Genomic DNA, 15891 nt, shown 5'->3' on the forward strand with positions numbered 1-15891 from the left:
ACCGAGAGAGGCGGACATCCTTAGATGTCCGCTTTGGGTCGCGGACACATCTCCTCCCCGACAGCTAGCGGCCAGAAGCGGATTGAAGTGCTGTGAGGCGGGCTAGCTGATTGGTGCATCGATCAGCCTCTGTGCTCCATGACCCATAGTGCCGCTCAGTAGATCAGCGCTTGCTGTTCATGCATCTGGTATGTGCCTACCAGCCACTGGCCATTGTCCCAATCGGCTTTTCCCGTCAGCTTCGTTCTGGCCTTTACCCATGACCATGCATCCTCAAGCGTTAGGTTCCGAACGATGAAGTAGCGTCCGCCATCGATCTGAACCTCGCATCCCCGCGCATCGCCTCGACCAAGGCCTGTTACCTCCCCATCCACCTTCCTCGATTGGCGGTCCTTGAGTACTGGGAGGGCTGAGATAGCTCTAGGAGTGGGCGCTGGAAGCGTTTGAGCCGCACCGCTGGCGTGGTCAACTTCAACAAGAGCCCCTGCAGCTGCAAGATCCTTCGATGCTTCAAGTATCGCCAGCATGCCCTTGGCTACCCCGCAATCCGCCGCTGATAGAGGTCGGGACCTTTCAGCGTTGAGTTCAAGACTAGCGACGCCCGTGCCAAGCTGCTCCAGCAACGGCTCGAGGCTTGACTGCATTGACCCTAGCTTCTCGGAGGAGTAGATATCTACAAGATATGCGCCCTTTGCGATGCGCACATCACCGATTAGAACGTCGTCTTGGAGCGAAGCTCTCAACGCGAGTACTAGTTCAGTAAACGCGAAAAGGACCTCGGGGGCCTCGACGATTGACGCATCTTGAGCTGGAAGGAGTTCATCGCAGCGCGCAGAAAGCGTTGCGACCAGGTTCCGCTTGTCCAAGGGAGTACTTACATCGGTCATTGCTTCGGCCTCATGACCGGGGCCGGCGGTCGCCGGCCGAAGACCGGCCAGCAAGTATTAGATTGCACGCCCCATGTAACGAGTACGGCTATGCGCCTGTGATTTACCCCCTCATAACGCGTACTCGTCGCAACCGCCCTGCGTTACATCTGCCCGCCGCGCGCCCTCCGCTTCAGGCGCTCATTGGCAATCCACGCCGTCGCCAACGCCCAGCGTAAGGCCGGCCAAGCACCATAAGCATTTCCCTTGCCAGCTTTGAACGTGAAGGTTCGAACACCGTAAGACTCTTGCTCTTCACTCAATCGGACACTGGGCCAGAGCTCGCCACACAGTGAGCGCAGGTCGTCTATGGCCGCCTGGTCATGCAGCTGGCACCCTACAGACATTAAGGCTCTCCGAGAGACGCTGACCCAGTCGGCAGCGATCGACGCCAGTCGGGGATCCTCTCTCACAAGGCACTCATCAATCCCTCGAGCGAGCCCCACGTCCCGGGGGACTTCGATGCTGCCCCCAACCCCGAGTGCGCCCAGTGTTCGAGCATTGAATGCCGAGAGCGCTTCTACTGCCGATTCGACCTGCCGTCTCGTCGTGCCAAGGCGCTCAGCAATCCAAGACGTATCTGCACTCTCCGCCAGTGCTCGCAGGATGCGGGCGACACTCGACCAGGACAGGTCACCTGTATGCTTCGCCGGATGCGGCGGATCTGGCAGATACATGCCTGATGACTGTGATGGCAACAGTCGCAGCATTCTTGCTACAAAGGCGCGCGATCCATGCACGCCGGCTCGCCTTGCGCCGTCGATCGTCTTGGGGGAAAGGCCGCTTATTCCTGCTGAGCCCTGTCTTGAACCCACCGCCTGGAGTGAACCATCCAGTGAAAGGTATGCCCCTGGCTCGCTGAGATAACTTACCAATGGCGTGACCATCAGCGCGTGCCCGTTCAAGCGCATCGCCGCCGCCATGTCCCTCGCTCGGGGGTGAGGTAAGGCCATGGCCGCGATGTGTCGCAACCTGACTTTCCGCTTGCGCAGCCAGTAGGTTCTGCCCTTCTGACGCTGGGTGCTCCATTTGATTAGCGATCCGATGCGATCGAAGATGGCCCGCAACTCATAACGGGTGCCAACGGGCTGTCCCGGGATCTGGAACATCGGAATGCTCGACCTGCTTTCGACGGAGAGCCCAATGCAGGCCTTGGCATACCACCCTGCGAACCATGATCCGTACTTGCACCAAAGACCGCCCTCCAGAGGGATGTAGCCCGCAGCTGTTGGTGTCTTGATGGATGCAAAACGACCTCTACTTCTCAACAGGATATAGTCTTGGCATGAACCGAGGACGACATCATCCAAGGTCAGTCCGTGAATAGATCGCGGACGAGCACCGGAGGATTCTGCAAGAAGAGCGGCGGCCAGACAGCACTCCGTGTACCGCCTTTCCGTTGGGTCGGCGTCGGTCTTCCCGAGCGCTAGGACGTTGGCATAGAGTTCATCCAGCACACGAGACGTCTCTAAGTCACTGAGCATCGCAGGGTTACCTGCTGGTGTCTGCCGGCCATGTACTCGAAAAAGGAGATGCCATGTCGGCTCTTTCACCTCGTAGCGCAATGCTGCGAACCGGAAGAATCGACGCAGTTCTTCCACTATTTGCTGGTGGCTTGAGCGCTTCGACCTCTTGAAGGCCGCGCTACATAGCGCTGTGACCTCGTCTTCAGATAGTGCTGTGAGCAATTCCTCGGGTTCTAGCTCTCTCAGAACGGGCTCTATTCGATGGTACGTCTTCCGGATAGTCGACAGCGCTTGCCCTCCGGCACTACGCGGCCCGCCTAGCCGAAGCAGGTTCCAGACGTACTCCAAGAGAAGCCGACCCTTCGTCGGTTCAGTCCCAGCCCTTGCAAGAGCGTCTTCTACGAGCCTACGGAGTTGTAGGCGGCGTTTGTTCGGCGGTTCCGCGGGTTGACCAAGTATCGGCTCAGAGAAATCGTGATCGAAGGCGCGCATTACTTCCGCGATGTGGCGAAGTGCTCGATGAGCGGGGTTCGCACCCATGGGAGGTGATGCCAGCGTCTCGTCCAGGCTCTCATCCTCATTTGGGGAAGGATCCGGCGTGGTGAGCTCATCAATGACACCAATGGCACGTCCGCAGGAGACCGCTGCCGGAAGTGCCGCGCCACTGATTATCAGGCGTTCCGGTCCGTTGGCGAGAACTAGCTTTGATGTGTTCGCCGTCGCGATGAATCGCTGCAGAAGCTCTCGGTTGGCGACGCCGGCGGCGCTTAGGGCAGGTACCAGCTCTGCGATGAACGAGGCTAGGCGAGAACCTTGACGCTGGGCCAGCAACTCGACCGCCTGCTTCCAGCCTGTCTTCTGAACAAAACGCACTGCCAAGATGGCCGAGTCTCCGTAGAGCATTGCATGACCTTTCTGGAACGGCACTCGGACGCTCCACTCTTGGTTGTTCGCATGCTCCATGCTGTCGAGTGATCTGAGTACGTCCAAGACCTCATCCCAAGCACTGCATGTCGAGTGCATCAAGAGAGATAGCGCCGTCATCGCCGCCAGCTCTATCGCCTCGGGTCTATCTGGGCCATCAGTCGCGAGCTTCTTGATCAGGGCAGCCTGCACTGCATCCATCTGCGCCACCGCTATACCCAAGCCTCGGAGGAACGGACTGCGGAGCTGATGCCTGGACACAAAAGGCACTTGAGGAAGATGGACGCGGCAGTTGTGCAGTCTGGCGGCCCGCAAGAGTCCTTCCCGCAGCAGTCGAGCCGCCACATACCGATCATCGGGTCCGTAGGGACTTTTTGAGAATGGCGCCAGAATGGCTTCCACATGACGCCTGAGAATGTTCGGCTGGTCGCGCTCGCCAAGGCGAGCGGGGGTTAGAGCCAGACCGCAGTTGACCAGGGTGATCTGGTATTCCGGAAGGACTAGCTCAACGCCCGCCTTTAAGACTTCCAAGACTTTTGGCTTCAGTCTGTCCATCGATTCAGACTGCGCCACGTTGATAGCAGAGTACGCGCGGGCAATTGCCTGATCGTGTTCCACGTGCTTCTCACTCCAGTCACAGAGTGGTAACAGGGGAACAATCTCGGCGAGATCTTTAGGTAGCATCCCGCCCTCCCAACCACTTTGGTCGAGCCATTTGTCCAAAAGTGGGGCCAACTCGTGCCCGAGCTTGTAGGCAGGATGAGGAGCAGAATCGGACGTCGCATGGTGGGCATGGGATAGCCAGCCCATCTGGAAGTATCTCAACTCGGCATCCACTCGCTCCAGGATCAGGAATTGACATAGCCCATGTCGATGAACGTTGGGGCGATCACCCCATAGCTGACTCAACGATGCCAGTGTCTCTCGAATCTTAGATGGGCGTTGCTGGCCAGCGTCCGCTGGTAGCTCAAAAAGGGGTGAAGCGCCCGCAAGCACTGAATCAGCGACGAGCCTTGCTGACCTGTTGTTGCTTCTCTTCGCTATTCGTCTCAGCTCGTCGACATACCCTTCGAGTTCGCCGACGAATCGCCACCCCGTGCATACCAAACGTGTCGCATGCGCTGGGTCGGCCTGTTTATCGTGCGCTATGGCCAGTGCATGCCTTGGAATGAAGTCGTGGAGCGTGAGCTCCAACACACTGTTGTTAGGTCGATGACCGGTCGCTAGTAGAAAGTGGACAAGCAGTCGGTCGCGTCGCCGCTGCCAGTCCTGGACCAGCCGATCTTCAGAGGGGCGGCCTTTGCCCCTGTGGGGGTCTCCTGCCAGCTTGGACCAAGCCTCAGCATAAGGAGGCTTGGTCGGCCTCACCCTCGAGCCCACCCAGTGATCCGCGGAACCTACCCATGTCTGCAGTCCCGGGCCTGAAAAGTTATTTGCGCTCTCGACGGCTCTGGCGAGCTCAACCGCACGGTGCGCACCATAGAAGGTTGCGGCAGTAGACAGTCCAAAGGTATCGCCGAAAGCTCGCTGGGCTGCATCTATGCCCAGCAAGCCGGCCAGATGGATCGCCAAGGACAGGCGATAAGCCGACTTGGCGCAGTCCCGCACCCTATTTGGAAGGCTCCTCGCGTCAGCCCCCAGCAACAGGGACTGTGAGCTATCAGGGTATTTCTCTTCCCTAAGTCTGAGTAGCTGCTCAAGCAGATCCACGCATTGGCCTGACAGCGGGAAGATGATGTCACCCCCCGTCGGGAGCCATCTCGAATCGCCTTCTCGAGGCAGGAAGTAGTTTGGGGGTAAGACCTCTGGGCGACGGACGGCATGAATGGCTAGATCAATGACAGGAACACCACCTGTTGCCGCCGGCCCGAAGCCAATCCGAAGTGCCTCACGACTACTCAGTCCAACCTCGATTGCAAGCACCTCAAGCATGCCGAGCTCCGCCTCCAAGACATCCTTGGCTCGTAGCGCGAACTGTGTTGTGGAGAGCGCTAACTCCCAAGCTCGCTCCCGGAGATCCGCTGGAAGGACGTTCTCTTGCGGCCTAAGCAGGTCGGGGGCGCCCTGTCGGCTCATATGGGCCGACCAGTCCATGGCGGACCTCAACTTGCCACTCCGGATCACCTGCTCCACGTCCACGGACGACCCGATGCAGTAGGGCGCTTCATCGGGGTCCTCACCGGGCTGATCGCCTGGAGCTTCGGTGAGCGGACTTGGCAGGTGCAACGGGCTATCTACCAGCTCCTCCGGATCTGACGCCCCTCGCTCATCACGGGCGAACAGTGAGTGACAGTAGGCCTCCAGCTCACTCTTCCAGAGCGCATCAAAGGACTTGTGTCCGGTAATACCAGAACCAAACTCTTGAGAGCTAAGCCGCTGCATCTTTGCCAAGAGCAAGGACGGTCCAGCGCAGTCGCCCACGGTCTCGTTCAGCTTCGAGTAGCCCCTGAGTCCACGAATCGCCTCAGTCAGCTCGAGAACCATTCTTTCGCGCCCACCGGACAAGTGAGCTTCCAGTACGAGCCAAGAGAGCGTCCAGGCGATGCGATGCTTGGGCCGTTCGCGCAGGGACAAGAGGAAGGTGGCTAGTGGAAACTCCTCAGTACTGAGATCGCGACCGAGGGCGTTGTCGGAAGCTCGTTCGACGAGATCGTTCCCGTATCGTGCCGAATGAGCCAGGACACTAGGGAACAGGTATGCCTCGGCCGGAGCGTTTGCCAGCACGTTCCTGAGCCCTTGGCACAACGGGCCCTGCCAAGCCAGCAACGCAATAGGCAGCCTCATTGTGCAAGGCAGACTGATCAACTTCTTGAGACTGACCGAACCGCCAGCCTGTGCATCCGTGCGAGCCACTACTCACCAACTCAACCTCACCTGGGACACAAAATACCAGCGAAGCCCCCAACGTCAATGGACGCAGCGTGCCCTTTTGCATCACTGCATCCGACAAAGATCATATTTATTTGCTATGTTAATCAAGCAGTTAATGTATATTGACGCATCTCATTTCTTTTTTAAATTCTTCAGAATAGACTTTGGATAGTGGCTTCCGAAGCCATTGGTCGGGGGTTCGAATCCCTCCGGGCGCGCCATTCCTGCTGTTCGTGTTCCCGCGCCGTGCGAAGCGCGGTACCTTCGCCGCCATGGCTGCCTGGCTGCCCGCATCCCGCACGCGCGCCGCCGCGCGCTCTTCCGAACGTCGCCGATGTCCGATCTGGATGCCCGTGCGCTAGCCCTGTTCGACGAGTACGTCGAACTGGCGCCTCCCCAACGCTCGGCCGCACTCGCGCGGCTGCAGGCGCGCGAACCCGCGCTCCACGCGGCGTTGCTCAAGCTGCTGGACGCCGACGCGGCCACGCATCCGCTCGAGAACGCCGCGCTCGACGCCATGCTCGATGTGTCGGGCGAAGAGGAGGACGATCCGTCTTCCGCACGCATCGGCAACCGGCTGGGCCCATGTCGTATCGACCGCCTGCTCGAATCCGGGGGCATGGGAACCGTCTACGAGGCCAGTCGAGCGGACGGCCAGTACGAAAAGAAGGTCGCGTTGAAGTGCATGCGGGCCGGGATGTCGTCGCCGACGCTGATCGAGGCGTTCATGCGCGAACGCAACCACCTGGCGCAACTCGACCATCCGCACATCGCGCCCTTGCTCGACGGTGGCATCGAAGCGGATGGCCGACCCTGGTTCGCCATGCGCCTGGTGCACGGCACCGCCATGGACCTCTGGGCGGACCAGCAGCGGCTGTCGCTCGCCGAACGCGTCCGCCTGCTCCTGCAAGCCTGTCAGGCGCTGCGGTATGCGCATGGGCGCGGCATGCTGCACCAGGACATCAAGCCGGCCAACCTGCTGGTATCGGCGGACGGCCACGCGCATCTCATCGACTTCGGCCTGTCCGCCATGATGGACAGCCTGGAAGGGCCCGCGCATCGCTGCATCGCGGTATCCAATGGATATACCGCGCCGGAAATACTCGCGGGGGGCGCCGCCTCCGCGGCCAGCGACATCTATTCGATCGGCGTCATGCTGTACCAGCTGCTCGTCGCCGACTGGCCTCGTCCGCTGCCGCGGCTGCAGGCCAGCCTCATCGCCTCGCCGGTCGTTCATCCCGCACGGCCAGCGTCGCGGCTGGCGATGTCGACCACGATGGACGTCGCATGGAAGCGTCGCTGCCGCAGCCCGGCGCGACTGGGCCGCGGCCTGCAAGGCGACCTGGATGCCATCGCCCTCAAATCCGTGGCGACGTCGCCCGCGGATCGCTACGGCAGCGTCGAGGCCCTGATCGACGACATGGAGCGCTGGCTGGGGCGTTACCCGGTGCGCGCGCGCGATGCCGGCCAGCTGCATGCGGTGCAACGCTTCCTGCAACGCAACGCCCTGTCCAGCGCACTGGCCGGCGGCGTGGTCGTTGTCGCCGCCACGGCCGCAGGCGTGCTGGGCTGGTCGCAGCTGAGGGACAGCCGCGAGCTGCGCGACATGCAGGCTGTCTCGGCCGTGTTCGAACAGACGCTGGGGGCGGTGGCACTGTCGGGACTGTCGGACGCCCGGCCTTCTTCCCGCCAGCTGCTCCGCAAGACCGAGATGCAGCTGCGCGCGTTGCACCTGCAACGCAATCCCGCGATCAAGGCCAAGGCATTGGCCTCCCTGGCCCGCAACTACGCGTCGGTCGGCGACTATCCCCGTGCGCTCGAGCTGGCCAGCGAGGCCAGCCAGCTGCTGGCGGACCAGCCGGTGGATGCATCCGACACGCAGGCCATGCTCGCCATGCTGCTCAACCTGCAGGCGCGCCACGCCGACGCACGGGCCGCCGCCACCGTCGGCCTGCAGCGATCCACCTCGACGCGACCCACGGCGGACCTGACCACGCTCGACCTACTGGTCGAGCTGGCGCGCGCGAACTGGGAACTTTCGGAGTACGACGCGGCCTTCGACGCCCTCGCCTTCGCGCATGAAACCGCATCCGGGCTGTCATCGCGCGCCGCGTCCGACCTGACGGTCGAACTGCTCATCCTGCGTGGACAGTGGCATCTCCAACTGATGGACCTGGCGAGTGCGGAGCGCGACCTGCAAGGCGCCGCCAAGGCGGCACGGGGCGGCACGCCATCGTGGGGGGAGCATGTCGAGGAGGGCCAGCTGCCCTTGCTGATGATGCAGGGGCGTCACGGCGAAGCCTACGAACGCGCCACTGCGCTGCTCAACGCGCGCCGAACGCGGCTGGGCGCGGATCATCCGGATACGGCGCGCCGCCTGCGCCTGCAACTGGAGGTCGCGCAACAGGCGCCGGCGATCGCCCCCGTTACCCCCGACGCGCTCGACGCCGTGCGTGACAGCATCGTGTCTGCCTACGGGAGCCAGCACCCGGAGTTCGCGCGCCAGCTGATGCTCGAGGCCCGCGTGCGCTCCCGGGACAAGCCCGGCACCGCACTCGAACCGGCGCGCCAAGCCGTCCAGCTGCTGGAAGGTACGCTGGGACCGCGCCACCCCACGACCCTGGCGGCCAAGGAGGAACAGGCGGGCTTGCTCCTCGCCTCCCTGAGGCTCGTCGCTCCCGCCGACAGGGAAGGGCTTCGCGGCGAGGCCATCGGTCTGCTGCAGGAAGTGATCCATACCACTGCGCTGCGCCACTGGCCATCGCCTACCGCGAAGTACGCGCTGGCACGGGCGCTGCGCGAGCGCGCTGCACGCGGCGGGACCACCTCGGCCTCGGATCGCCAGCAGGCAGAGACGCTGCTTCAGGATGCGCTGGTGGAGGCCAGCCGCCACCTGGGTGCCCGCCATGCAACGACGTCGATGATCCGCGATGCGCTGGTAAGTGGGCACGCGGCCGTCGCGACCACATCCGACACGCAACGATCGCCCTCGCCCTGACCGGCCCGCACCAGCAGGCCGCTCGTGATGCGAAAAGACCGCCGACGATTGCTCGCCAGCGGCCGTGGCATCAGTACGTGCCGACGAGGTTGAGGAACCAGCCCTTGTGGTCGTAATCGAAGTCGGTCAGATCGTCGCTGAACTCGGTGAAGTTGTAGCCCACGCCGACCCGGAAGTTCTTGCCCAGGTCGCGATCGACACCCAGCAGGAAGCCCTGCCTGGAGCCGCCGTCCTCGACATCGAGCCAGCGGTACTCCGCCAACGCATGCCACTGCGTGCGCAGGTCGTAGCGAACCTGCGCGGCCGCGAAGGTGGTGGCCGAGTCGAGCCAAGCACCGGTGCCGCGGCCCATGCGCACCTCGCCCTCGCGCCGCGCGAGCTTGCCGGCGAACTCCCAGCGCTGGTCCAGCTTGTACACGCCTTCGAGCGAGAAGATCTGCGACTTCTGGTCGTAGTCGGCGCCGCCAATCTGGCCGAGCGTGGCCAGGTCGTACAGGTAGGTGTAGCGACCGAACAGGCCCCACCGCTGGCTGTTCCAGGGGCGGTAGGCGAAGCCCACGTTGCCCTCGATGAAGCGCGCACTGGCGAGCGGATTCAGTTCATCGTCGGTGTCGGCATAGTTCAGCCGTGCCGCGATGCGCCAGCTTTCGTTGATCTTGTGGGTCAGGCGGTTGGTGCTGACCCACTGCTCGCGTTGCTCGGCCCCGTTGTCCTCTCGCCACTCCAGCTTGCTCTGCCAGTCGGTGTCCGGCGACGTGCGGCCACCGGAGACGCTGATCGCGCGGCGATCGACGTTGCCGCCGTCGGTGTTGGTCAGTTCGCCATCGGACAGCGTGAAGCCGAGGTTCCATCCCTGTGCGGGATAGAAATCCATGCCGAAGGTGTGCGCCAGACCCGATGCGTTGCGCTCCTTCAGGAACTGGCTCTCGTTGTACAGGTTCACCTGGTTGGACAGGCGCCAGCGTTGGCCCAGGGTCCAACCGTTCTGCGTGCGGCGGTCGAAGACCGAGTCGTAGTCGGTGGTGTCGGTGGAATAGGTATACGCGCCGTAGATCGAATGCTCCGCGGTCAGGCGGTGCTCGGCGTTGATCGTGGCGGCGTCGCCGCGGTCGCCCGTGGAGACTTCCGCTCCCACCGACGACTGGTTGCCGTACAGGACCTTGCCGCCCAGTGTCAGGGCATTGTTGTCCGCGTACTGGCCACCGTCGTCATCCAGCGTCACCTGCCCGATGCCGTAGAGCTCCAGCGTACTGCCGAAACGGTGCAGGTACTTCAGCGCACCGAGCGTACCGGCGGCGTCGGCCGCGGTGCCTTCCTGGTCGACGCGACGGACTTCGGCACTGAACGTGCTGGCGTCGTTGACGCGCCACTCCAGCGTTGCCTGCGCCTGCGTGAGCGACTCGGCCCCGCTCTCGGCGCGGGTGTAGCGCGTGTACAAGCCCAGGTTCGGCGTGAACTGACCCAATAGTTCGGCCCCGTATTCGGTGATCGGCCGACCGGTGTCGTAGCGGGAGATCGAATAACCGGCGCTGGCATTGCGCCACCATGCGCCGACGCTCCAGTCCTGATCGGTCCAGCCCAGTTCCTTGAAGTTGGCGCGCGCTTCCAGCGACTTCGCTTCGCCTTCGCGGAACAGCGCGGTGTCGTTCTGCTGGATGAAGCTCAAGCCGCCATTGTCGGAGAAGAACACCGGCGCACCGAACGACTCGGTCTGCGCGTACTCCGCCTTGATGTAGGTGCCCTTGCCCGCCTGCAATGTCAGGTCGCCGGCGGCGAGCGTGTAGTCCTCGCCCGCCCGGTTTTCCTGCACGTACGCCGCACCGACGCCGACGTGGTTGCCGAACCAGTGCTTGCCGCGGAAGCCGGCGGTGACATCGTCGGCGTCGAACCCCGACGGTACCCATTCGTAATCCACGATCAGGCGCTGTTCGAAACCATCCAGCGGGGTATCACGCGTGAGCGTGGGGCTGTTCTCGCGGGTGATCTGAGCCAGCGGCCGCGTCAGCAGAACGCGACCCTGCAGCTCGTCGATCTCGTAGTCGGTGCCGCGCTGCAGGACCACGCGGTTCTCCGTACGACCGGTGGTCAGGTCGCGGATTTCCAGCGTCACCACGTCCGAGCCCGGCAACAGGTCGGTATGCCGCAGGTAGTACAGGCTGCCGCCGGTACCGATGAACTCGTTGTGGCCCGGCGCGGTTTCTGCCTGTGAACCGAACACGCGGAGCTCACTGCCCGGATCGCCCCAGCGGTTGGTGGCATTCGAGCGCCAGTTCAGTGCAGCGCCGTAGAGCGAGCGCTGGTACTGCGCGTATTCGGTGCCCGTGATGCCGGTACTGTAGTTGCCCCAGAGCGCCTGGTTCTTGTCCCAGTCCACGCGCAGGTAGAAGCGACCCATGGTGTCCACGTCGCGGTAGGTCGTGGAGTCGTCACCGTAGACGGGGTAGTAGAGATCCGGATCGAGGCGACGGAACACGTCCTGCGGATCGGCCTCGGTGAAACCGTCGAACAGGCGCTCGAGATCGCGCTGGGTGGTGTCTGCCTGCGCGGTGACCAGATACTTGCCTGCGTACTTGGCCTTGCCGTAGAACGCCAGCCGGCCGTCGCTGATCACGTCGTCCTGATAGCGCGTGTCGTTGGCGAAGGCGGCGCCGGAACCGCTCACCTTGTTCTGCGAGATGGTCACGTCGGCCAGGCCAACGCCGAAGAAATACCGGCCGGTGACATCGACGTCCAGCGTATAGCCAGGCTTGGCCTGCGCCGCACCCTCGCTGTCGCCCACGCCGATGTCGAACCGGTGCCGCCCGACCGGTACCAGGTACTCAGCCACGAACTTGCGCTCCAGGTCGACCGGGTAGCTTTCGCCATTGATGGTCAGCTGGCTGCGCTCGGGAATGTTGCGGCCCTGTATGCGGATACGCGAGCCGTACAGGGGGATGTTCTGCTGGCGCAGGCCGTTGTCGGCGAACACGTTGTCCAGCAGGCTCTGCGCCTGCGCCTGCTCGCCGCTCAGGGCGCTGCCCAGAGAACGTTCCACGCTGTCGCGGAGCAGGTTGGTGCCGCGTTCTGCTTCTTCGGGCGACACCAGCTGCAGTGTGCGTGGATAGGTTTCGTCGAAACTGTCGCCCTCTCCATAGGCACGCAGCACATAGACGAGTTCGTCGCCCTTGCGGAAGGGGTACGTCGACGGCAACGCGCCGTCCCAGTCCGCGTGGGCGACTGCCGCCACGTCCAGCGGCACGGTGGCGATGGGTTCGATCAGGTCGGCATCGCTGCTGCGGTAAAGCGAGATTTCCAGGCGCTTGATGAAGGCCGGATAGTTGCCACGAACGTAGAACTGCACCGGCTTGGTGACGCGCTGACCATCGAAAGCGACCAGCGTCGGTGCGGACACCGACAGTTCCGGTTGTCCCAGCGTGGGATCTTCCGTCGCCCAGATGACACCCCCACCGGGCAGGTCGATGGAGAACTTGCCCATCGCCGTCGCCTTGCCGGGCTGCTCGGTCGCCACGGTGACGCGGCGATCCGGCTGCAGGGCCTCGGAAGAGGACCCCACATCCGTATTGCGGGTGACCGGCTTGTCGTAACTGCGCGTGCGCAGCCGGAACAGCAAGCCTTCCTCACCCGTGCAACGGTCGCCGTCGCAATCCATCTGCTTGGCGGTCCCCTCGGCCTGGTCCTGCTGCGCCTGTGAAGGCGCAGCCGTCTGGGCGAAGGCGATCGGCGCCGAACCCGCCAGCAGGCCGATCAGCGTGTAATCCAGCAACTTCATCTTCATACGCTTCTTCATGATCCGCCCCCTCACTTCCGCACGCCGACAGGGGCTGTCGGATCGTTACTGGCTTCCACGCGCACCTTGGCACGCACCTCCTGGCTCAGGCGTTGGGCGATCGCGTCATAGACCGCCTTGGCGCGACGCATGCCGAGCGCGGTGTTGTACGCGTGCGAAGCGCGTATGTCGGTATGGCCGACGATGGCGATGCTGCCGCCACCCATCTTCTCCAGCGCCGCGGCGACCTTGTCCAGCAACGGATCGAACTCGGGTCGGATGGTGGACTTGTCGGTATCGAACAAGACCGTGCCCAGCAGCGCGCCGCCTTCGTCGACGCCCACGATGAGCGAACCCGGATCGTCCACGGTACCGCGCACGCTCACCACCAGGCCCCTGGCCGAGCCCGCGTCCAGCTTCTCCAGCAGCGCTGCCTTGACCGCGTTCGCGCGGTCGAAGGCCAGGCTTTCGCTGTCGCCGTTGGCATGGATGACCACGTCACCGCTCTGGTACTCACGCACCTTGGCCGCCATCGCCTCGATCACCGGCAGGTACTTCTCCCGGACCTCGGCGCTACCGGGGGCGAAGAACACTTCGCCCAGCTCCAGCTCGACCTGCTCCTGCCCGCCTTCGATGACCTGCTCCGGCAACGTCACGCCGAAGTCGAAGCGGACGGGCACGCCGGGGGTGATCCGGCGCAGCAGCGGGTTGTCGGTGGTGAACGCGGCGCCGCTCGGCAACGTGGAGGGATCGACCTTCAGGATGAAGTTGCGACCCCGCTCCCACGCGCCGCCCGGCACGCCGGCCAGGTGGTAGCGGCCGTACTGGTCGGTCTCGATCAGCAGGCCTTCCACCGACGCGATGCGCACGCCGGGGATGCCGCGCTCGTCGATGCCCGCATTGCGGATGACGTAGTCGACCACATAACCGCCTTCGCCCTGCGACACGCGGCGCTCGACCGTCGGCGCGGCGGCATTGAGGCCCTTGGCCGCATCGCCGGACTGCTCGACGCGGGTGGCACCTGCGGCATCCATGCGCACCTTGACACCCTGGTCGGTGGTCAACACGAAGTCGTCGGTGAAGCTGGCCTCGCTCAGACGCTGGCGGATGACCACCGCGTTCGCGTCGACCGGCTCGGCCAGCGACTGGCGACCTGCGATCGCACCCAGCGCGATGCCGTGCAGCATCGGCGAACTCGCATCCGGTTCCGGCTGCGGACCAGCACCACGATCCACCGTGGTGGAGTTGGCGATATAGGCACCCGGCGCAAAGCCGCCCTGCACCTTGACGCCGCTCAACGCTGCGCTGTCTTGCCAACCGTCGCCATCGCGGTCGTTGAACACCGTACCGAACAGCAGGCTGTCGTCGACCAGCGCATCCGCCGTCAGCACGACCTCGGCCGTGGCCACGTTCGACACCGGATCATCGGTCGCCGAGCGCACCTGCGCCTGGTTGACGTGCGTACCCGGGCGGACGCCCGCACCGATGCGCATCACATAGACCAGCGTGGCGGTCTCGCCGGCAGGCACGTCGACGCCGTCGATGCGGATCGGGTAGGTACCCGACACCGTCGCCATCCGGTCGGCATCGCCGGCCACCAGCGACCCTTCCACGTAGCTGAAGCCAGCAGGGGGCGTATCGGTGATGCGGCCGTCCACCAGGTCGCTGGTGCCCACGTTCTCCACGGTCAGCGTGTAGCGGACCAGATCGCCCACCTTCACTTCGCGCGCACCCGCCGACTTGCTGAGGCGGATCTCGGGCAGATTGACCGGGTGTTCCGTGCTGCAGGTCTGGCAGGTCGGCGGCTGACCCGTCGGATCATCGGTGCTCGCCACCACCACGTTCGATACACGGCCACTGGCCGATGCACCGACCGTCGCGGTGTAGGTGAACACATGCGTGCCCACGGGCGTACCGGCCGGCAGCGTGCAGGTCATCGTCGTGCCGTTGTAAGCACACCCTGCCGGCATCGCACCCAGCACCAGGCGCTGGTCCGGAGTATCGACCAGCGTCACCGCCGAACGGGTGGCCGACTGGCCGACCTGAACGGACAGGGTGTAGGTGATCACCTGACCGGGCTGCACGGTGGCGCCATTGGACGGGTCGGAACTCTTGTTGACCACGATCGTGGGTGCCGCGACCGGCGTATCGATGTCGCAATCGGCGGCGCAGACGGGATTATCGTCGCTGGTGCCGACCACCGCGTTGCGCACGAAACCGGTGGCCTGGCCGTTCACCGTGGCCGTATAGCTCACTTCGTACACGCCCGGCGCCGTGGCCGCCGGCAGGGTGCAGACGAGCGGTTGCGTGCTCGTGCAGGTATAGGCACCAGCATTGGTCACCGCACCGAACGTCAGGCCCGTGCCCAGCGTGTCGGTCAGCGTCAGCACACCGGAGGTCGGCGCTGCCGCGACGGTGGTCGTCAGCGTGTAGGTGATCACGTCACCCGCCACGACCTGCGTCTTGCCGGCAGGCAATGCAGCCGACTTACCGTAGCTGATGATGGCCGGCAACGGCTCCGTCACGATCGTTTCGGTCTGGCAGCTGCCCTGGCAGGTGGGAGAGTCATCGCCCGTGCCCACCACGACATTGCGGACAAAGCCGGTGGCGAGGTCATTCACGATGGCCGAGTAGGTCACCGTGTACGTGCCGGGCGCCGTTGCGGCCGGCAGCGTGCACACCAGGGGATTCCCGCTGCCGCAGCTGAAAATGCCCGGGGACACGGCGCCCAGCGTCAGGCCGGTACCGAGTGTATCCGTCAGCGTAACGAGCGACGTGGTGCTGGCATCCGACACCTGGACCTGCAGGGTGTAGGTCAGGGTATCGCCGATCGAGACTTCCGTCTGGCCAGCCGGCAGCGTCACCGACTTGCTGTAGCTCACCGCAGGCGCCGTCACCGGCGTGCTGGTGCCGCAGTTCGTCGTGCAGGTCGCGTTGGTG

5 protein-coding genes are annotated in these 15891 nt (G+C 63.9%); 1 reads left to right on the forward strand and 4 read right to left on the reverse strand.

Annotated features, from left to right (window positions below; genetic code table 11):
• Positions 1 to 155: 155 nt before the first annotated feature.
• Complete coding sequence (locus Q0907_RS18395) at positions 156 to 887, reverse strand: hypothetical protein (RefSeq protein ID WP_299347413.1); 732 nt, start codon at positions 885 to 887, stop codon at positions 156 to 158.
• 143 nt (positions 888 to 1030) lie between these two features.
• Positions 1031 to 6040 carry a hypothetical protein gene (locus Q0907_RS18400; protein ID WP_299347414.1) on the reverse strand — a complete coding sequence of 1670 codons (5010 nt, stop codon included), beginning with the start codon at positions 6038 to 6040 and terminating at the stop codon, positions 1031 to 1033.
• A gap of 481 nt (positions 6041 to 6521) precedes the next feature.
• Between Q0907_RS18400 and Q0907_RS18405 the strand changes: the two genes are divergently transcribed.
• The gene (locus Q0907_RS18405; protein ID WP_299347416.1) at positions 6522 to 9185 is read left to right on the forward strand and encodes a serine/threonine-protein kinase; all 2664 of its coding nucleotides are present in this window, start codon (positions 6522 to 6524) and stop codon (positions 9183 to 9185) included.
• 70 nt (positions 9186 to 9255) lie between these two features.
• Here the strand turns inward: Q0907_RS18405 and Q0907_RS18410 are convergent, their stop codons facing one another.
• Entirely contained in the window at positions 9256 to 12972 is a 3717-nt protein-coding gene (locus Q0907_RS18410) for a hypothetical protein (protein WP_299347417.1), read from the reverse strand.
• 11 nt (positions 12973 to 12983) lie between these two features.
• Positions 12984 to 15891 (reverse strand): OmpA family protein (locus Q0907_RS18415; RefSeq protein WP_299347418.1); only part of this gene is annotated, 2908 nt, incomplete at its 5' end.

It is taken from the genome of uncultured Pseudoxanthomonas sp. (assembly GCF_947498795.1).
Classification (GTDB): Bacteria; Pseudomonadota; Gammaproteobacteria; order Xanthomonadales; family Xanthomonadaceae; genus Pseudoxanthomonas_A.